The sequence below is a fragment of the Klebsiella sp. KE9456 genome, assembly GCF_043832615.1.
Taxonomy (GTDB): domain Bacteria; phylum Pseudomonadota; class Gammaproteobacteria; order Enterobacterales; family Enterobacteriaceae; genus Klebsiella; species Klebsiella indica.
This window is the reverse complement of sequence record NZ_JBDYQK010000013.1, coordinates 133,442-152,153: the sequence shown is the minus strand read 5'-3', so window position 1 is coordinate 152,153 and position 18,712 is coordinate 133,442. Positions and strand designations below refer to the sequence as shown.

Sequence of the window (18,712 nt, the reverse complement as noted above, 5' to 3'; positions counted from 1 at the left end):
TCTGAGGCAGCACCTGGCACGGCTGGGACGGAAGTCGCTGTCGTTCTCAAAATCGGTGGAGCTGCATGACAAAGTCATCGGGCATTATCTGAACATAAAACACTATCAATAAGTTGGAGTCATTACCGGGAGATATTATATACCCTAAATAATTCGAGTTGCAGAAAGGCGACAAGTACACGAATTCCCAGGAGCTTACTCAAGTAAGTGACCGGGATGAGCGGACGTAGCCTACGTATCTGCAGCTTGAAGTATGCCGGGTACAGCCACAACCGACGCTAACGCCTAACGTGCGCCATGTGCGACTTCCGCCGGAAAATGCCGATGCCAGGCATCAAACCCGCCATCGACGCTATAAACCTCCGTGTAACCCTGCTGTAGCAGATACTGCGCGGCACCTTTACTGCTATTGCCGTGATAACACATCACCATAACGGCGGTATCAAAATCGTTATCGCGCATAAATGCCCCCAGCGTGTCGTTGGTCAAATGAAACGCGCCCGGCGTATGGCCCATCGCGTAGCTCTGCGGGTCGCGAATATCCACCAGCACCGCCGTCTGCTGGTGCATTTTCTGATGGGCTTCTTCTACGTTAATACATTCAAAGTGATCCATAAGCTCTCTTCTTATACAGGCAGGCGGCGAAACGCCCCAGATTTTAGCGCCTAGTGTACAGCGTGGCGGTAAATAAACGCCAATATGTTACACGCATCACTCTGAAATGTTTTTTTGATGTTACCAACAGCGTGATTGTTTGCTATATTGAGCGATATCGAACATTTATGAACTTAAACGAAAGCGTGAGAGGTGGCGAGCGTGGAAACCAAAGATCTGATTGTGATAGGGGGAGGCATCAACGGTGCGGGTATCGCAGCAGATGCCGCAGGGCGTGGTTTATCCGTACTGATGCTGGAAGCAAACGATCTGGCCTGCGCGACGTCCAGCGCCAGCTCAAAACTGATTCACGGCGGCCTGCGTTACCTTGAACACTACGAATTCCGTCTGGTGAGCGAAGCGCTGGCGGAACGTGAGGTGCTGCTAAAAATGGCGCCGCATATCGCCTTTCCGATGCGCTTTCGTTTACCGCACCGCCCGCATCTGCGCCCGGCATGGATGATCCGTATTGGTCTGTTTATGTACGATCATCTGGGCAAGCGTACCAGTTTGCCCGGCTCGACCGGATTGCGTTTTGGTGCAGAGTCGGTGCTTAAACCTGAAATTGTGCGCGGTTTCGAATATTCCGACTGCTGGGTCGATGATGCGCGACTGGTACTCGCCAATGCGCAAATGGTTGTACAGAAAGGTGGCGAAGTGCGAACCCGTACCCGTGCCCTCTCGGCTAAACGTGAAAACGGTTTATGGGTGGTCGAAGCGGAAGATCGTGATACGGGCGAAAAGTTCACCTGGCAGGCACGCGGTCTGGTTAATGCCACCGGCCCGTGGGTCAAACAATTCTTCGACGAAGGGATGCACCTGCGTTCACCGTACGGTATTCGCCTGATTAAGGGCAGCCATATCGTCGTGCCGCGCGCGCATACGCAGAAACAGGCTTATATTCTGCAAAATGAAGACAAACGCATTGTGTTTGTGATCCCGTGGATGGATGAGTTCTCGATAATCGGTACCACTGACGTCGAGTATACGGGCGATCCGAAAACTGTTGCTATTGATGACAAAGAAGTTAGCTATCTGCTGAATGTCTATAACGCACATTTTAAAAAGACGTTGTCTCGCGACGATATCGTCTGGAGCTATTCCGGTGTCCGCCCGCTTTGTGATGACGAGTCTGATTCACCGCAGGCGATCACCCGCGATTACACCCTTGATATCCATGATGAAAACGGCCAGGCGCCGCTGCTATCAGTATTTGGCGGTAAGCTCACGACTTATCGCAAACTGGCTGAACATGCGCTGGAAAAACTGGCCCCCTACTACAAAGGTATCGGCCCGGCATGGACGAAAACAGCCGTTCTGCCCGGCGGCGATATCGGCGGCGATCGGGATGACTACGCGGCAAAACTGCGCCGTCGTTTCTCGTTTATCAGTGAGTCAATGGCCCGCCACTATGCGCGGACCTACGGCAGCAACAGCGAAAAACTCCTGGATACCGCCACATCGTTGGCCGATCTGGGGGAAGATTTCGGCCATGAATTTTTCGAAGCCGAACTTACATATCTGGTCGAACATGAGTGGGTTCGCACCCTGGATGACGCTATCTGGCGACGGACTAAACAGGGAATGTGGCTGACAACCGAACAGCAGGATCGCATCAGCGAATGGCTGGCGCAGCACGCGGGAAAGTCTGAACGAAAGTCTGAACTGTCGCTGGCGTCTTAGAGACCCGCTCGATTAAGCCAGATAAGATAAAAACGGGGCCGTCTGGCCCCGTTCCAGATTGCTGACAAAGTGCGTTTTTCCGGAATTGCCCGGCGGCGCTTCGCTTGCGCGGGCCTACGATAAATCCATAACATGATGATATTATTGGTTTTACATGCCAGGTAAGGCGATAGCCGCCACCCGGCAGAAATGCGAGCACAATATCTAAATCAGGTTTGTCATCAGCCTCAAACGGGGCCGTCTGGCCCCGTTCTCAAGCGTTAAACCGCTACAACCTTACCGGATCGATATACCAGATATGGTCGGCGTACTCTTTAATCGTACGATCGGAGGAGAAATAGCCCATATTGGCGATATTGCGCATCGCTTTAATCGCCCACTCTTCCGGATGACGATACAGCTCATCCACTTTATCCTGGCAATCCACATAGCTACGATAATCCGCCAGTACCTGATAGTGGTCGCCGAAGTTAATCAGCGAATCCAGCAGATCGCGGTAACGACCCGGCTCTGATGGGCTGAACAGCCCGGTGCCGATTTGCGTCAGCGCCAGATGCAGCTCCTCATCCTGATCATAATAATCACGCGGCTTGTAACCGCTGGCCCGTAGGGCTTCCACTTCTTCTGCGGTATTGCCGAAGATAAAGATATTCTCTTCACCAACGTGCTCCTGCATCTCAACGTTAGCGCCGTCCAGCGTACCGATAGTTAACGCGCCATTAAGCGCGAACTTCATATTGCTGGTCCCGGACGCTTCCGTTCCCGCCAGCGAGATCTGCTCTGAAAGATCGGCTGCCGGAATGATCAACTGCGCCAGACTCACGCTGTAGTTAGGGATAAACACCACTTTCAGCTTATCGCCAATCTGCGGATCGCTGTTCACCACCGCCGCCACATCATTAATCAAATGAATAATGTGCTTGGCCATGTAGTAAGCGGACGCCGCCTTCCCGGCGAAGATATTCACTCGCGGTACCCACTCCGCGTCAGGATCGGCCTTAATGCGATTGTAGCGGGTTATCACATGCAGCACGTTCATCAACTGGCGTTTGTACTCATGAATACGCTTGATCTGCACGTCAAACAGCGCCTTCGGGTTCACCACTACATTAAGCTGCTGGGCGATATAGCTCGCCAGTCGCTGCTTGTTTTCCAGTTTCGCCTGGCGCACAGCCTTGTTCACCAACGGGTAATCAATATGCTGTTCCAGTTCCTCCAGTTGACTCAAATCCGTGCGCCAGGTGTGACCAATATTGTCATCAAGCACTTTTGACAGCGGCGGATTCGCCAGCGCCAGCCAGCGACGCGGAGTCACGCCATTGGTCACGTTGGTAAAGCGCATCGGGAAGATTTTCGCAAACTCGGCGAACAGCGACTCCACCATCAACCTGGAGTGCAGTTCCGACACTCCGTTGACTTTGTGGCTAACGACCACCGCCAGCCAGGCCATACGAACGCGACGACCGTTGGACTCATCAATAATCGACGTCCGGCCCAACAGCGCGGTATCGTTGGGATATTGCTCCTGCAACGTTTTCAGGAAGTAGTCGTTAATCTCAAAGATGATCTGCAAATGACGCGGCAGGATTTTACCCAGCATATCAACAGGCCAGGTCTCCAGCGCTTCGCTCATCAGGGTGTGGTTGGTATAAGAGAAGACCTGACAGGCCACCTCAAACGCCTCATCCCAGCTAAACTTATGCTCATCAATCAGCAGACGCATCAGCTCCGGAATCGACAGCACCGGGTGCGTATCATTAAGGTGAATGGCGATTTTATCCGCCAGATTGTCGTAGGTTCTATGCAACTGATAGTGACGGCTGAGGATATCCTGCACCGTCGCAGAAACGAGGAAATACTCCTGGCGCAGGCGCAGCTCACGCCCGGAATCGGTAGAATCATCCGGGTAGAGCACGCGGGAAACGTTTTCAGAGTGGTTTTTATCCTCTACCGCCGCGAAGTAATCCCCCTGGTTGAATTTACCCAGATTGATTTCATTACTGGCCTGCGCACTCCACAGGCGCAGTGTGTTCGTCGCATCGGTATCAAAGCCTGGAATAATCTGGTCATAGGCTTCGGCAAAAATCTCCTCGGTTTCCACCCAGCGTGAATTTTTACCTTCCTGCTGAATTCGCCCGCCGAAACGCACTTTATAGCGGGTATTGTGGCGCTCGAACTCCCACGGGTTGCCGTATTCCAGCCAGTAATCCGGAGACTCTTTTTGCCGGCCATCAACAATGTTCTGCTTAAACATGCCGTAGTCGTAACGAATACCGTAGCCACGGCCGGGCAAACCCAGTGTCGCCAGAGAATCAAGGAAACAGGCCGCCAGACGCCCAAGACCACCGTTACCTAATCCGGGGTCGTTCTCCTCATCAATCAGTTCTTCAAGGCTCAGCCCCATCTCTTCCAGCGCGCTGTTGACATCGTTATAGATACCCAGCGACAGCAATGCATTGGACAAGGTACGCCCAATCAGAAATTCCATTGACAGATAGTAAACCTGGCGAACTTCCTGAGAGAGTTGCGCCCGGTTGGAGCGCAACCAGCGCTCCACCATGCGATCGCGAACCGCGAACAATGTGGCATTGAGCCATTCATGTTTGTTGGCGATAGCCGGATCTTTGCCGATGATAAACATCAGCTTATAAGCAATTGAGTGCTTTAACGCCTCAACGCTTAACGTAGGCGATGCGTAGCTAAACGGTGCATTCATAGCTTTGGCTCCTGTGATTACAGCAAGCGTTGATAAAGTTCGCGGTAAGAATTGGCGGCAACCTGCCAGCTAAAATCCATATTCATTGCCTGACGCTGAACATAACGCCAGAGCGACGGGCGCGACCACAAAACAAATGTGCGTCGAATAGCCCGCAGCAGTGACAAAGCGTTGCTGTCTGCAAAAACAAACCCGGTGGCCAGACCGTCGGCGAGGTTCTCCAGCGAACAGTCGGACACGGTATCCGCCAGGCCGCCGGTGCGCCGCACCAGCGGTAGCGTGCCATATTTCAGGCCATACAGTTGGGTTAAGCCACACGGCTCAAAGCGGCTGGGCACCAGAATCACATCGGCCCCGCCCATAATGCGATGCGAAAAAGCTTCATGGTAGCCAATCTGCACGCCGACTTTACCGGGGTGCTCGGCAGCGGCGGCAAGAAACCCCTCTTGCAGAACCGGATCGCCCGCCCCCAGCAGTGCCAGTTGGCCACCCTGCTCAAGCAGGCCCGGTAGCGCTTCAAGCACCAGATCCAGCCCTTTCTGGCTGGTGAGGCGACTGACCACGGCAAACAACGGCGCTTTATCATCCACCTGCAGCCCCATCGCAATTTGCAACTGACGCTTGTTCTCTGCTTTTTCCTCCAGCCGATCGCGATCGTAGCGCGCAGCCAGTAGCAAGTCGCTTTGCGGATTCCAGATCTGGTCATCCACTCCGTTAAGGATCCCGGACAAACGCCCTTCATGCTGACGCTGGCGCAGCAGTCCTTCCATTCCGTAAGCGAACTGCGGCTCGGTGATTTCACGGGCATAGGTTGGGCTCACCGCGGTAATGTGGTCAGCGTAGTAGAGACCGGCCTTCAGGAAGGAGATCTGGCCGTTAAATTCCAGCCCGTGCATGTTATAGAACGACCATGGCAGTTCAATGTCATTCATATGCCACGAGTAAAACATTCCCTGATAGGCCAGGTTATGCACCGTAAAGACCGATTTCGCCGGATGGCCACGTGCCGCCAGGTATGCTGGCGTCAGTCCCGCATGCCAGTCATGGGCATGAACAACATCAGGACGCCAGAAGGGATCCAGACCACAGGCCATTTCGCTGCCTACCCAACCCAGCAGCGCAAAACGCAACACGTTATCGGTATAGGCGTGCTGATTCGTATCGTGGTAGGGACTCCCCGGACGATCGTAAAGATGCGGAGCATCAATCAAATAGATGCCCACGCTATTGAAATGGCCAAACAGCAGCGTAATCGGCCCGGCGAAAGTCTCCCGGCGAGTCACCACCTGTGCATCGGTAATACCGCGGCGGATATCGGGAAACGCGGGCAGCAGTATGCGCGTATCCACGCCGCCCGCAATTTGCGCCGCAGGCAGCGCACCTATCACATCCGCCAGCCCACCGGTTTTTAACAGCGGGAACATCTCTGAACACACATGTAATACCTGCATTAGCGCTCCTGTGGGTACCCCAATGTCCGCAGCATATCGCGAGTAACCAGCACGATACCTTCCTCCGAGCGGTAGAAACGACGAGCATCCTCTTCCGCATTCTCACCAACCACCATACCTTCCGGGATCACGCAGGCCCGGTCAATAATACAGCGACGCAGACGGCACGAACGGCCAACCCAAACCTCCGGCAACAAGACCGCCGAGTCAATATTACAGAATGAATTCACCCGCACGCGCGGGAACAGTACCGACTGCACAACGACAGAACCGGAGATAATACAGCCGCCGGAGACCAGCGAATTCAGGGTCATTCCGTGGCTCCCCGAACGGTCCTGGACAAATTTTGCCGGTGGCAAAGGTTCCATATGAGTACGAATCGGCCAGTTTTGATCGTACATATCCAGTTCAGGGGTTACCGAAGCCAGGTCGAGGTTCGCTTTCCAGTACGCCTCCAGGGTTCCGACATCGCGCCAGTAGGGCTCGGATTGTGGATCTGACTGCACGCAGGAGAGCGGGAAGGGATGTGCATAAGCCATGCCAGTTTTAGTAATTTTTGGAATGATGTCTTTACCAAAATCGTGGCTGGAAATGTCGTCACTGTCGTCTTCTTGCAGAAGCTCGTAAAGATAATCAGCATCAAAGACATAAATTCCCATACTTGCCAGTGACTTGCTGGCATCGCCGGGCATTGCCGGAGGGTTAGCCGGTTTTTCGACAAAATCGATGATCTTATCGTTCTCATCTACCGCCATCACGCCAAACGCCGATGCTTCTTCGATGGGCACAGGCATACAGGCCACGGTGCAACGTGCGCCTTTTTCGACATGATCGATAAGCATGCGCGAGTAGTCCTGCTTGTAAATATGGTCGCCGGCGAGGATAACCACATACTCGGCCTTATAGCGGCGGATAATATCGAGGTTTTGCGTCACCGCGTCTGCTGTGCCGCGATACCAGTTTTCCCCCTTCATTCTTTGCTGGGCGGGCAATAGATCGACAAACTCGTTCATCTCTTCATTGAAAAACGACCAGCCGCGCTGGATATGCTGCACCAGCGTATGGGATTGATATTGAGTGATAATGCCGATGCGGCGAATACCTGAGTTAATACAGTTAGATAATGCAAAATCGATAATGCGGAACTTACCGCCGAAATGCACGGCAGGTTTCGCGCGTTTATTGGTTAAATCCTTCAGACGGGTACCACGCCCCCCGGCAAGGATCAGCGCAACAGATTTGATCGGCAACTGACGCGCCAGCATCAACGGATCATTCTTTTCTATTCCAACCATAATTAACTCCTTTTTTACTCCCCAGCTTGCCTGCCCTTCTCGCCGCGCCGCCGCTTCGAGACCAACCGGAAGCCTCGAGGTTACGACCTTTGAAATACGCACAATCCGTGCGCGGGCCCATGCCAGACAGCTATAGTGACCGGATTATCCTCTCCGGCGAAAGGTGGAATGGCATGCCATTCCCCCGTTGGTAAAGTCATCTCAGCCACCTCGGCGGTGGCATTGAACGTCATCAACCAGCGATCGGATAAGACGATCTGCATACGCGGTACGCCGTGCTGCCACTCCTCGGCAGACAGCGGCTGCGCATTCTGGTTTAGCCAGCGCACACGACCGTCTCCCTCCTGCCACCAGCGGTTTTCGGTTAATGCCGGAATACGCTGGCGCAAATGAATCAGTGCGGCAGTGAACGCGGTCAATCCGCGGTTAGCCTGGTTCCAGTCCAGCCAGGTCAACACATTGTCCTGGCAGTAAGCATTATTGTTGCCATGCTGACTGTGGCCATGTTCGTCACCCGCCAGCAGCATCGGCGTCCCCTGCGCCAGCAGCAGCGTTGCCAGCAGGGCATGAACGCTGGCGCGACGTCGTTCAATCACAGCAAGACTCCCTTCTAACCCTTCTATACCATGATTGTTGCTGTAGTTATTGTTAGTCCCATCGCGATTCTCTTCCCCGTTTGCCTCATTATGTTTCTGATTGAAACAAACGCAGTCGCGAAGGGTAAAACCATCGTGCGCGGTGACCAGATTGACCGCTGCCGCCGGCGCTCTTCCATTACGCTGAAAGACATCGCTGGACGCGGCAAAACGCTGAGCGAAGTCGCCCAATGAGACATTTTGTTGTAACCAGAAACGACGCGTGGTATCACGGAAATGGTCGTTCCATTCAGCAAAAAACGGCGGAAAATTACCCACCTGATAGCCGCCAGGGCCAATATCCCAGGGCTCGGCGATCAGCTTCACTTCCGCCAGGCGCGGGTCATTACGGATAGCCTCAAACAGCGGCGCATCCTGACGAAACGCCGGCGTACGCCCCATCACCGAGGCCAGGTCGAAGCGAAAGCCATCAACGTGACACTCATCCACCCAAAAACGCAGGCACTGACGGGCATACTCCACCACGCCGGGGTGGCTGAGGTTGAGAGTGTTTCCGCAGCCCGTCCAGTTGTGGTAGTCCCCATCTTCTCTGATCCAATAATAGCTACGGTTGTCGATACCGCGCAGAGAGAAGGTCGGCCCTTCGAGATCGATCTCAGCGCTATGGTTCAGCACCACATCAAGGATCACCTCAATGCCCGCCGCATGCAGTGCTTTTACCGCATCGCGAAACTCCTTCAGCGCCTGCTCCGGCACGCTGGCGTAGCGCGTATCAAGGGCAAAAATCGCCAGCGGATTGTAGCCCCAGTAATTGCTTAACCCCATCCGCTGAAGACGCGGCTCACTGGCAAACTGCGCTACCGGCATCAGCTCCAGCGCGGTAATACCCAGCGCCTTGAAGTAGTCGATCATCACCGGATGCCCCAGCGCGCTGTAGGTGCCGCGAAGCGCCTCCGGCAGTTCAGGGTGCAGATACGTCAGCCCTTTGACGTGGGCTTCATAAATCACCGTCTTGCCCCACGGCGTGCGCGGCGGCTTATCGCCGCGCCAGTCATAATGCAGATCCACCACCCGCGACTTTGGCGCTATCGCCGCGCTATCGCGGTTATCGGCAACATGATCGCCGCCGTGAAGACGTTCATCGTCAGGTAACTCGCCGTCCACCTGATGACAGCAGGGATCGATCAACAGCTTGGCCGGGTTAAAACGATGCCCTCGCGCCGGGTCCCAGGGACCGTGGACGCGATAGCCGTAACGCAACCCCGGTCCGGCGTCGGCCAGCCAGCCGTGCCAGATATCACCGCTGCGTTCGGGCAGATCAACACGCCGCTCATTGCCCTGTTCGTCAAATACACAGAGTTCCACCCGTTCCGCATGGGCGGAAAAGAGCGCGAAATTTACCCCTTTACCGTCGTAGCTGGCCCCCAAAGGCGCGGGTTTTCCTGCTGTGAGTGCGATCATTCCGCCTCCCGCACCAGCCAGATCGTCGCCAGCGGCGGCAACGTAATCGAAAGGGAGTGCGCACGGCCGTGGCTGGCAATCGCGTCGCTTGCCACAATTCCGCCATTGCCGGTATTACTCCCGTGGTAATACATTGAATCGGTGTTCAGCTCTTCACGCCAGCGGCCAGGCTGGTTGATGCCAAAGCGATAGTCATAACGCGGCACCGGGGTAAAGTTGCTGGCGACGATAATTTCATTACCCGCTCTGTCGCGACGCACAAAGATAAACACCGAGCGCTCATGATCGTCCACCACCAGCCATTCAAAGCCATAAGGATCGAAATCCAGTTCATGCAACGCTTTGTGGTGACGATAGGTGTGGTTTAAATCGCGCACCAGCCGCTGGACGCCGTGATGCCAGTTATCCCCACCGTCCAGCAGGTGCCAGTCAAGGCTTGCGTCATGATTCCACTCGCGCCCCTGAGCAAATTCATTCCCCATAAACAGCAGCTTTTTACCCGGGAAGGCAAACAACCAGCCGTAATAGGCGCGCAGATTAGCGAATTTCTGCCAGGCGTCGCCCGGCATGCGGTCGAGAAGTGATTTTTTCCCGTGTACCACTTCGTCGTGGGAGAGCGGCAGGACAAAATTTTCGGTGTAGTTGTAGAGCATACCGAAGGTCATCTTGTCGTGATGATAACGGCGATGCACCGGGTCGAGCTTCATATAATCGAGAGTGTCGTGCATCCAGCCGAGGTTCCACTTGAACCAGAATCCCAACCCCCCCGTGGAGGAAGGACGTGAAACTCCGGCAAAATCGGTGGACTCTTCCGCCATCGTCACCGCCCCAGGCGTCTGTTCACCCAGCACCCGGTTGGTATTACGCAGGAACTCAATCGCTTCAAGGTTTTCCCGGCCGCCATATTCATTCGGCACCCACTCGCCGTCTTTGCGACTGTAGTCGCGATAAATCATGGATGCCACCGCATCCACCCGCAGCGCATCAATGCCAAAGCGTTCAACCCAGTACAGGGCATTGCCGACCAGATAATTGCTGACCTCGCGACGACCATAGTTGTAAATCAGTGTGTTCCAGTCCTGATGGTAGCCTTCACGCGGGTCGCTATGCTCATACAGCGACGTACCATCAAACGAGGCGAGGGCAAAATCATCTACCGGGAAATGACCCGGAACCCAGTCAAGGATGACGTTGAGGCCTGCGGCGTGCGCAGCGTTAATAAAATAGCGGAAATCCTCTCGCGTCCCGAAGCGGCGGGTTGGCGCATACAGCCCGGTTGGCTGATATCCCCAACTGCCATCAAACGGATGCTCGTTAACCGGCAACAGTTCCAGATGCGTAAACCCCATCCATTTGGCGTAAGGCACCAGTTGATCGGCAAGTTCGCGGTAGCTCAGCCAGAAGTTATTATCGGTATGGCGACGCCAGGAACCGAGGTGTACTTCATAAATTGATATTGGCGCATCAAACTGATTCGCCCGCTTGCGTGCTTCCGGCTGTTCGACCTTCTCCGGCAGCCCGCAAATCAGCGAGGCGCTATCCGGGCGCATCTGCGCTTCAAACGCGTAGGGATCGGACTTCACCCGCAAATGACCATGAGCATCGATAAGCTCAAATTTATACAACTGGCCGTTGAGCGCGCCAGGAACAAACAGTTCCCAGATACCGGATTCTTTGCGCAATCGCATTGGATGACGGCGACCATCCCAATAATTAAACTGTCCGACGACCGAAACCCGTTGAGCGTTAGGCGCCCAGACCGAAAAACGGGTACCCACGACGCCATCCATCGTGTCGGCGTGCGCGCCCAGCGTTTCATAGGGTCGCAGATGCGTACCTTCCGACAACAGCCAGACATCCAGATCCTGCAACAACGGGCCAAAACGGTACGGATCATCAATCAAATTTTGCTGACCGTGCCAGGTGACGGCCAGCTGATAACGAAAAGGGTTTTTACGCCGCGGCAGAACACCGCTAAAGAAACCGCGCGAATCAAGGCATTCTAGTTTGCCGACTTTACGCCCGGTTTTTGGTTCGATGACCCACACATCGGTGGCATCGGGTAATAATGCACGAACTTCCAGCCCTGCGTCGGTGTAATGCATGCCAAGCACGGAAAAAGGGTCCGCAAAATAGCCGGCAATAAGCGCATTAATCACGTCCTTATCAATACGATTAGACATGGTTTCGTCCTGTTGTAGGTGTCGCCCTTTCCTGCATGCGGCGACTTTTTTTGCCCTGAACGACGCAGCACATTTTGCACCTTCCTGCGCCGTCCCACCTTCAGGTAAGGAAACACCATGGCTCCTTACTTAAAGCATAGCCAAGGCTGAATTACCTCCGTTAAGAAAAATAAAAAACATTCGCGTCTACTCCCTGTATTACGCAAAAAAAAGGGGTGATTCAACACCCCTTTTCTCATCTTGTGACAATGAATTACGCTAATTGCTTTAACATGCGACGGAGCGGCTCGGCGGCTCCCCACAACAGCTGATCGCCAACGGTGAAGGCCGACAGATACTCCGGCCCCATATTCAGTTTACGCAGGCGGCCCACCGGCGTGCTCAAGGTGCCGGTGACGGCGGCCGGAGTCAGCTCACGCATGGTAATGTCGCGATCGTTCGGTACCACTTTGGCCCACGGATTATGCGCGGCCAGCAGTTCCTCAACGGTCGGGATAGAAACATCTTTTTTCAACTTAATCGTGAACGCCTGGCTATGGCAGCGCAGGGCGCCAACGCGAACACACAGACCGTCGATCGGGATCGGAGAAGCCGTCGCGAGGATTTTGTTGGTCTCCGCCTGCCCTTTCCACTCTTCACGGCTCTGACCGTTATCCAGCTGTTTGTCGATCCATGGGATCAGGCTGCCCGCCAGCGGAACGCCGAAGTTGTCCACCGCCAGCTCTCCGCTGCGGGTCAATGAAGTCACTTTGCGTTCAATATCGAGGATCGCGGAAGCCGGGTCCGCCAGTTCAACGGCAACATGGTTGTACAGTTGCCCCATCTGGCCCAGCAACTCACGCATATGACGCGCACCGCCGCCGGATGCCGCCTGATACGTCGCCACGCTGACCCACTCGACCAGATCCTGAGCAAACAGGCCGCCGAGAGACATCAGCATCAGACTGACGGTACAGTTGCCGCCGACAAAGGTTTTCACGCCATTATTCAGACCGGCGGTGATCACATCCTGGTTCACCGGGTCAAGAATAATGATGGCGTCCTCTTTCATACGCAGCGAAGACGCTGCGTCGATCCAGTAACCCTGCCAGCCGCTTTCACGCAGCTTTGGATAAATATCGTTGGTGTAATCGCCGCCCTGACACGTGACAATAATATCCAGCGCCTTCAGCGCTTCCAGATCAAACGCATCCTGAAGCGTGCCACCGGTGCGTCCTCCAAAGGAGGGTGCAGGCTGCCCCAGTTGAGAGGTGGAGAAAAAAACAGGGCGAATGGCGTCAAAGTCGCGCTCTTCAACCATGCGTTGCATGAGAACAGAGCCGACCATTCCGCGCCAGCCGATAAAACCAACATTTTTCATAACATATTCCTGCGAGGTGTGTGCTGTTTGTTCCAGGCCAGTTTCCTACTGGTTAGCCCCTCACATTACAAAATGCAGCTAAAGTCGCAAGTGAAATTAATCAATGATTGACCACTAATCAGTAACACGGCTAATTCCGTATTGCGGCTGACGCCATTGGTTTCAGAAAACCATAATAATTATCAGTGAATTAGCCAGAATGATGAACGATGCCATCTTTGGCGCATTCCCCGTAAAGGGAAATTAGCCGGGGTCGAAAGTGATAATATTTCGCTAAAAAAATCGCGGGAGAAAGGGGATTAACCCGGCCGTGTTTTACTTCGCCGGGTCATTATTCAGACGCTTAGCTCAACAGCGTAAACGCAATCATACCGACAATCGCGCCAACCGTGCCGAGGATGGTTTCCATCAACGTCCAGGTCTTCAGCGTTTGCGCTTCTGTTGCGCCGGTGAACTTACCGAACAACCAGAAACCCGCATCGTTGACGTGGCTGACCACAATAGACCCACCGGCGATACAGATAGAGAGCGCCGCCATCTGCGCGCCGCTGTAGTGCAGTTGTTCGATAACCGGCATCACCAGGCCCACGGCCGTCAGGCAGGCGACGGTCGCGGAGCCCTGAATAATACGCACCGCCGCCGCCAGCACGAAGCAGGTGATCGCAATCGGCAGCCCCATACCGGTCAGCGCTTCGCCGAGCGCCGGACCTACGCCGGAATCCACCAGTACCTGCTTGAACACGCCGCCCGCCCCGATGACCAACAGGATAATCCCTGCAGGCTGGAGCGCATGGCCGCAAATCTCCATTACGCGATCTTTCGCCATTCCCTGACGCACTGCCAGACCATAGATAGCCACCAGGCAGGCCACCAGGATAGCGGTAAATGGATGGCCGATAAATTCAAACCATTCATAGGCCGCTGAGCCCTCTGCTACGAAACGCGCGGCGATGGTTTTCAGGCCAACCAGCACTAACGGCAACAGAATTAACGCCAGGCTAAAGCCAAATGACGGCATTTTGCCTTCACCAAGGTGCGGCTCGCTAATATCATCGGGAATATGCAGCTCAACGTAGCGGCTGATAAAATTGCCCCACAGCGGCCCGGCAATAATCATCCCCGGAATTGCGGCGCACAGACCAATCAGGATCATCCAGCCAAAGTCAGCGTGCATCTGAGAAGCCAGCAGCATCGGCGCCGGCCCCGGCAGCAGGAATGCCGCCGCAGCGGCCACACCGGCAAACAGCGGGATCACCAGCTTCACAAGGTTGGTGCCGGTGTGACGTGCCATTGAGAAAGCCACGCTAATCAGCAACACGATCGCCACTTCAAAAAACAGCGGCAGCGCGCAAATAAGCCCGGCCAGGCCTATCGCATAGTGAGCGCGATTATGGCCAAAGGATTTCAGCATCTTGACGGCAATCTGGTCGACCGCGCCGGTTTCATGCAAAATTTTACCGAACATCGCCCCTAGCGCGACGACAACGGCCAGAAAGCCCAGCGTGCCGCCCATCCCCTTTTCCATCGTCGCCGCAATTTTATCCAACGGCATACCGGAAAAAAGCCCTGCGCCAATAGAAACCACCATCAAAGCCAGGAAAGCATGCATACGCGCCTTCATGACTAAAAACAGCAGCAGCAAAACGGAGCCGACTGCTGTTAAAACAAGCGTTAATGTACTCACTCGTGACTGCCTTTGTTAATCACCTCAATGGTGCTGGCGACCACACCCTCCAATGGCTGATCGATATCAACGACGAAAACATCGCGTTCATCCGTCCCCGGCTCTTGCAGCGTTGCAAACTGCGTGACCAGCATCTGGGTTTTGAAGAAGTGGCCTTTACGCGCCTTCAGGCGTTTTTCAATGACCACAAAATCGCCCTTCAGGTAGATAAAAGAGAGATTCGGATTGCCTTTACGCAGAATGTCGCGATAGCTCTTTTTCAGCGCAGAACAGACAATCAACGACACTTCATTGGTGCGCTGCATGGCAAATGCGGCATCGTTCAGCGCCTGCAGCCACGGCGTACGATCATCGTCATTCAACGGTTCGCCGGACGCCATTTTGTTGATGTTGCTGCGCGGATGCAGAAAGTCGCCGTCGAGAAACGCGGCATGTAGTTGATGCGCCACTTCGCTGGCGACGGCGGATTTACCGCTGCCGGAAACGCCCATCAGGACATAAATGTGGTGATCATGGTTAGTCGTGCTCAAAGCTTCCTCCCACTGGACACATACGCGCAGCTCTGACTGCTTTAAACAGTGTGAATATGCTCGCGTAGCGATGAATTGTTACGGGTAACTGTTATCGGTAACATTGTCATGCCGACGATGTGGAGAAGCAATAACCATTGCTGTCAGATGTGAATATGTGTGATCTACTTCAAATTTGTCAGTTTAAATAGATCCGCCTGGTGACAATGTGAAACCTAAATCTAACATCTCTGGCGTAACCACTTCACCGCGAATACGCGCCAGCAAACGTTCAGCGCCAATCCGCCCCATTCGTTCACGCGGCGTGAGGACGCTGGCCAGACGCGGCTCCATCACCTGGCCGATATCATGGCCGTGGAAACCGGCGATCGCCATGTCGTCAGGGATCCTCAGCCCCAGGCGCTGACACTCGAATGCAGCGCCGACCGCAAGGTCGTCGTTGGTGCAGAAGATGCCGTCAAGCTGCGGATATTCGCGGCGCGCCTGACGCATCAGCTCAATCCCCGAGGAATAAGACGAAGACTGCTCGACCATCACGCTGTAGGGCGTCATCCCGGCATCAAGCATTGCCTGCTCATACCCTTTCTGTTTGATGATGGTACGTTCATCAAGGCGCGCGCCCAGATAGGCAACGTGACGGTGGCCACGGTTGATTATCGCCGCGGTCATCTGGCGCGCCGCTTCAAAGTTATCAAAACCGACGGCAATATCGAGACACGGCGACTTACTGTCCATCAGTTCAACCACCGGGATACCCGCCACTTCAATCATCTTCAGGGTACGTGGCGTATGGGTTCGTTCGGTGAGGATCAGGCCATCGATGTTCCATGAGAGCATCGATTCCAGGCGTTTTTCTTCCATATCCGGCTTATAACCATAGTGCGCCAGCATGGTCTGGTAGCCGAAAGCGTCGGTCACGCTTTCAATGCCGCGCAGCACTTCCGAAAATACCTGATTCGTTAGCGAGGGCAACAGCACGCCAATGGCGCGGCTGGTTGCATTGGAAAGGATGTCAGGCGCGCGATTCGGAATATAACCCAGTTCATCGAGAGCAACGGCAATCTTGCCACGCAGCGCTTCGGAAACCTGTTCCGGGTTACGTAAGTAGCGGCTGACCGTCATTTTGGTCACGCCGACAAGATCGGCGACATCCTGAAGTACGGGTCTTTTCTTTTTCATCGTCCTGACTGTGATAAATGGGAGACATTTTCCCAGTTTATCACGGACAAAGCTCAACCTTTCCTGATCCTTAGGAAAGGTTGATTAAATTATTTATACCGGCGGCAGGTCGAACAGCAGAATCTCGCTATCGCTGTCGGCATGTACGGAGATCGCCTGCTCATCCCAAATCGCCAGACCATCGCTGGTAGTGGCTTTTGTTCCATTAATAGTCACGTCACCTTTTACCACCTGGATCCATACCCGGCGATCGGCGGCAATCTGGTGTACCGACTGTTCGTCTTTCAGCAACGCCCAGCGATACAACTCCATATCCTGAAACACCTTCAGCGAACCGTCGCGGGCATCCGGCGACAATACCAGCTGTTTGCCCTGTACAGCGTCAAAGCGCCGCTGTTCATAGCGCGGAGTGATGCCATTTTTTTCCGGAATGATCCAGATCTGGTACAGATGCAATTTTTCCGTGTCGCTTGGGTTGTACTCAGAGTGACGGATCCCAGTTCCTGCACTCATGATCTGGAACTCGCCCGCCGGAACCTGCTCTTTGTTGCCCATGCTATCCTGGTGCTCAACGGCCCCTTCCAGCACATAGGTCAGGATTTCCATATCCTTGTGCGGATGCGTACCGAAGCCCTGGCCCGCGTCAATCACGTCATCATTGATAACGCGCAGCGCTGAAAAGCCCATAAAGTTCGGATCGTAATAGTTAGCGAAAGAGAACGTATGCCAGGAATCCAGCCAGCCGTGGTTAGCGTGGCCACGTTCGTTAGCTTTGCGTAAATAGATCATATTGCACCCCCATATGTTTTCGATGGAGTAAGTGTGGACGCGATCGTTAAACAATCATAGAGGGTGAAAATTGACTCCTCTGTTCAAAAAATATGAATAAGTAAGGAGATACCCAGGTCGCTTATCTGGTAAGGAATATGGTGGTATTCAATGGCAGCACAGACGCATATTTCTGGCTCTTCCTGCGCATCAGAAGGTATCATAACTTCAGATTCATTGACGTAGCTTACGTCAGAGATAAGGTTGCCGCCGGTTGCCGAAAAGCGTAATACCGTGGGCTGTACAGCCGAAATCGCAGAGAGAAAGATGGTACAAACCTCAGGCATGAAGAGGTAACCCGACTTCCAGTGCTGCAGAAAAAGAACAAAAAAAAGCCAGCACCCGGCTGGCTAAAGTAATACTGGAAGCAATGTGAGCAATGTCGTGCTTTCAGGCTTTCCGCAAGGGTCTCCCTGAATGCAAAGCAATAATAATCATTCTCATTCGCACTTGTCTACTCTTTTTTTACAAAAAATAGTCGTTGACGATTTTTTTACCGTCAGAGATGTTGAAAGGGACTTGCAACCCACTAAGGATAAGAAGAATGAGTGACATAGTGATACGCCATGCCGAACCACGCGATGCTGAACCTTTACGTCAGTTAACTGCGCATCCGGAGGTCTATCACGACACGCTACAGCTCCCCCATCCGGCGATGGAAATGTGGCAGGAACGCCTGCAACCCAGGCCCGGCAGACGTCATCTGGTGGCCACTATCAACGAACAAGTTGTCGGCCATGTGGTGCTCAGCGTGGAGCCAAATCCTCGTCGCAGCCACGTAGCGACCTTCGGCATTAGCGTGGCATCCCAGGCGCACGGTCGCGGCGTTGGCAGCGCGCTGATGCGCGAAATGGTTAACCTGTGCGATAACTGGTTGCGTATCGAACGCATTGAGTTAACCGTATTTACCGACAATTCCGCCGCTATAGCGCTTTACCGCAAATTTGGCTTTGTTGTGGAAGGCACCGGCAAGCGATTCGCCCTGCGTAACGGCGAGTATGTGGATGCGTACTTTATGGCGCGGCTGAAGTAATCTTTAAGGAATTTCCCGGTGGCGCTACGCTTACCGGATCTACGCTCTCGTGAGCCGGG

15 protein-coding genes are annotated in these 18,712 nt (G+C 54.1%); 3 read left to right on the top strand and 12 right to left on the bottom strand.

Translation table 11 applies throughout. The features are described 5' to 3' along the window. The coding region (locus ABK821_RS15205; protein WP_001691633.1) for an IS1 family transposase at positions 1 to 112 on the top strand (112 nt) is incomplete at its 5' end. Positions 113 to 285: 173 nt separating this feature from the next. Here the strand turns inward: ABK821_RS15205 and glpE are convergent. Further along, positions 286 to 615: a thiosulfate sulfurtransferase GlpE gene (gene glpE, locus ABK821_RS15200; RefSeq protein WP_138359282.1), complete on the bottom strand. Its 330-nt coding sequence runs from the start codon at positions 613 to 615 to the stop codon at positions 286 to 288. 201 nt (positions 616 to 816) lie between these two features. Between glpE and glpD the strand changes: the two genes are divergently transcribed. After that, positions 817 to 2,337, top strand: a complete 1,521-nt coding sequence (glpD, locus tag ABK821_RS15195; RefSeq protein ID WP_343178059.1) for a glycerol-3-phosphate dehydrogenase — start codon at positions 817 to 819, stop codon at positions 2,335 to 2,337. A gap of 268 nt (positions 2,338 to 2,605) precedes the next feature. Here the strand turns inward: glpD and glgP are convergent, their stop codons facing one another. The 11 genes from glgP to ABK821_RS15140 form a co-directional block, all read right to left on the bottom strand. Next, positions 2,606 to 5,053, bottom strand: a complete 2,448-nt coding sequence (glgP, locus tag ABK821_RS15190; RefSeq protein ID WP_142503100.1) for a glycogen phosphorylase — start codon at positions 5,051 to 5,053, stop codon at positions 2,606 to 2,608. A gap of 17 nt (positions 5,054 to 5,070) precedes the next feature. Beyond that, positions 5,071 to 6,504: a glycogen synthase GlgA gene (gene glgA, locus ABK821_RS15185; RefSeq protein WP_138359288.1), complete on the bottom strand. Its 1,434-nt coding sequence runs from the start codon at positions 6,502 to 6,504 to the stop codon at positions 5,071 to 5,073. Then, positions 6,504 to 7,799 carry a glucose-1-phosphate adenylyltransferase gene (glgC, locus tag ABK821_RS15180; protein ID WP_138359290.1) on the bottom strand — a complete coding sequence of 432 codons (1,296 nt, stop codon included), beginning with the start codon at positions 7,797 to 7,799 and terminating at the stop codon, positions 6,504 to 6,506. The genes glgA and glgC overlap by 1 nt, the downstream gene beginning before the upstream one ends. 80 nt (positions 7,800 to 7,879) lie before the next feature. Next, a complete protein-coding gene (glgX, locus tag ABK821_RS15175; protein WP_138359292.1) occupies positions 7,880 to 9,856 on the bottom strand; it encodes a glycogen debranching protein GlgX in 1,977 nt (658 codons plus the stop codon). Further along, positions 9,853 to 12,039 carry a 1,4-alpha-glucan branching enzyme gene (glgB, locus tag ABK821_RS15170; protein ID WP_138359294.1) on the bottom strand — a complete coding sequence of 729 codons (2,187 nt, stop codon included), beginning with the start codon at positions 12,037 to 12,039 and terminating at the stop codon, positions 9,853 to 9,855. Before glgB ends, glgX begins: the two co-directional genes overlap by 4 nt. 253 nt (positions 12,040 to 12,292) lie before the next feature. Beyond that, positions 12,293 to 13,399, bottom strand: a complete 1,107-nt coding sequence (gene asd / locus ABK821_RS15165; protein ID WP_343178061.1) for an aspartate-semialdehyde dehydrogenase — start codon at positions 13,397 to 13,399, stop codon at positions 12,293 to 12,295. 343 nt (positions 13,400 to 13,742) lie between these two features. Continuing rightward, entirely contained in the window at positions 13,743 to 15,083 is a 1,341-nt protein-coding gene (gene gntU, locus ABK821_RS15160; RefSeq protein WP_138359298.1) for a gluconate transporter, read from the bottom strand. Beyond that, complete coding sequence (gene gntK / locus ABK821_RS15155) at positions 15,080 to 15,613, bottom strand: gluconokinase (RefSeq protein ID WP_343178062.1); 534 nt, start codon at positions 15,611 to 15,613, stop codon at positions 15,080 to 15,082. The genes gntU and gntK overlap by 4 nt, the downstream gene beginning before the upstream one ends. Before the next feature lie 183 nt (positions 15,614 to 15,796). Further along, entirely contained in the window at positions 15,797 to 16,792 is a 996-nt protein-coding gene (gntR, locus tag ABK821_RS15150) for a gluconate operon transcriptional repressor GntR (RefSeq protein WP_138359302.1), read from the bottom strand. 93 nt (positions 16,793 to 16,885) lie between these two features. After that, entirely contained in the window at positions 16,886 to 17,581 is a 696-nt protein-coding gene (gene yhhW / locus ABK821_RS15145; RefSeq protein ID WP_138359304.1) for a quercetin 2,3-dioxygenase, read from the bottom strand. 83 nt (positions 17,582 to 17,664) lie between these two features. Beyond that, a complete protein-coding gene (locus tag ABK821_RS15140) occupies positions 17,665 to 17,907 on the bottom strand; it encodes a hypothetical protein (RefSeq protein ID WP_343178063.1) in 243 nt (80 codons plus the stop codon). A 257-nt stretch (positions 17,908 to 18,164) separates the two neighbouring features. On the opposite strand from ABK821_RS15140, the gene yhhY reads away from it, so the two are divergent. Continuing rightward, positions 18,165 to 18,653, top strand: a complete 489-nt coding sequence (gene yhhY, locus ABK821_RS15135) for an N-acetyltransferase (RefSeq protein ID WP_138359306.1) — start codon at positions 18,165 to 18,167, stop codon at positions 18,651 to 18,653. Positions 18,654 to 18,712: the final 59 nt, after the last annotated feature.

Excerpts from the sequence above, each read along its gene's own strand:
- glpE (WP_138359282.1), bottom strand. The coding sequence starts at position 615 with ATGGATCACTTTGAATGTATTAACGTAGAAGAAGCCCATCAGAAAATG.
- glgP (WP_142503100.1), bottom strand. The coding sequence starts at position 5,053 with ATGAATGCACCGTTTAGCTACGCATCGCCTACGTTAAGCGTTGAGGCG.
- glgA (WP_138359288.1), bottom strand. The coding sequence starts at position 6,504 with ATGCAGGTATTACATGTGTGTTCAGAGATGTTCCCGCTGTTAAAAACC.
- glgC (WP_138359290.1), bottom strand. The coding sequence starts at position 7,799 with ATGGTTGGAATAGAAAAGAATGATCCGTTGATGCTGGCGCGTCAGTTG.
- glgX (WP_138359292.1), bottom strand. The coding sequence starts at position 9,856 with ATGATCGCACTCACAGCAGGAAAACCCGCGCCTTTGGGGGCCAGCTAC.
- glgB (WP_138359294.1), bottom strand. The coding sequence starts at position 12,039 with ATGTCTAATCGTATTGATAAGGACGTGATTAATGCGCTTATTGCCGGC.
- asd (WP_343178061.1), bottom strand. The coding sequence starts at position 13,399 with ATGAAAAATGTTGGTTTTATCGGCTGGCGCGGAATGGTCGGCTCTGTT.
- gntR (WP_138359302.1), bottom strand. The coding sequence starts at position 16,792 with ATGAAAAAGAAAAGACCCGTACTTCAGGATGTCGCCGATCTTGTCGGC.
- yhhW (WP_138359304.1), bottom strand. The coding sequence starts at position 17,581 with ATGATCTATTTACGCAAAGCTAACGAACGTGGCCACGCTAACCACGGC.
- ABK821_RS15140 (WP_343178063.1), bottom strand. The coding sequence starts at position 17,907 with ATGCCTGAGGTTTGTACCATCTTTCTCTCTGCGATTTCGGCTGTACAG.
- yhhY (WP_138359306.1), top strand. The coding sequence starts at position 18,165 with ATGAGTGACATAGTGATACGCCATGCCGAACCACGCGATGCTGAACCT.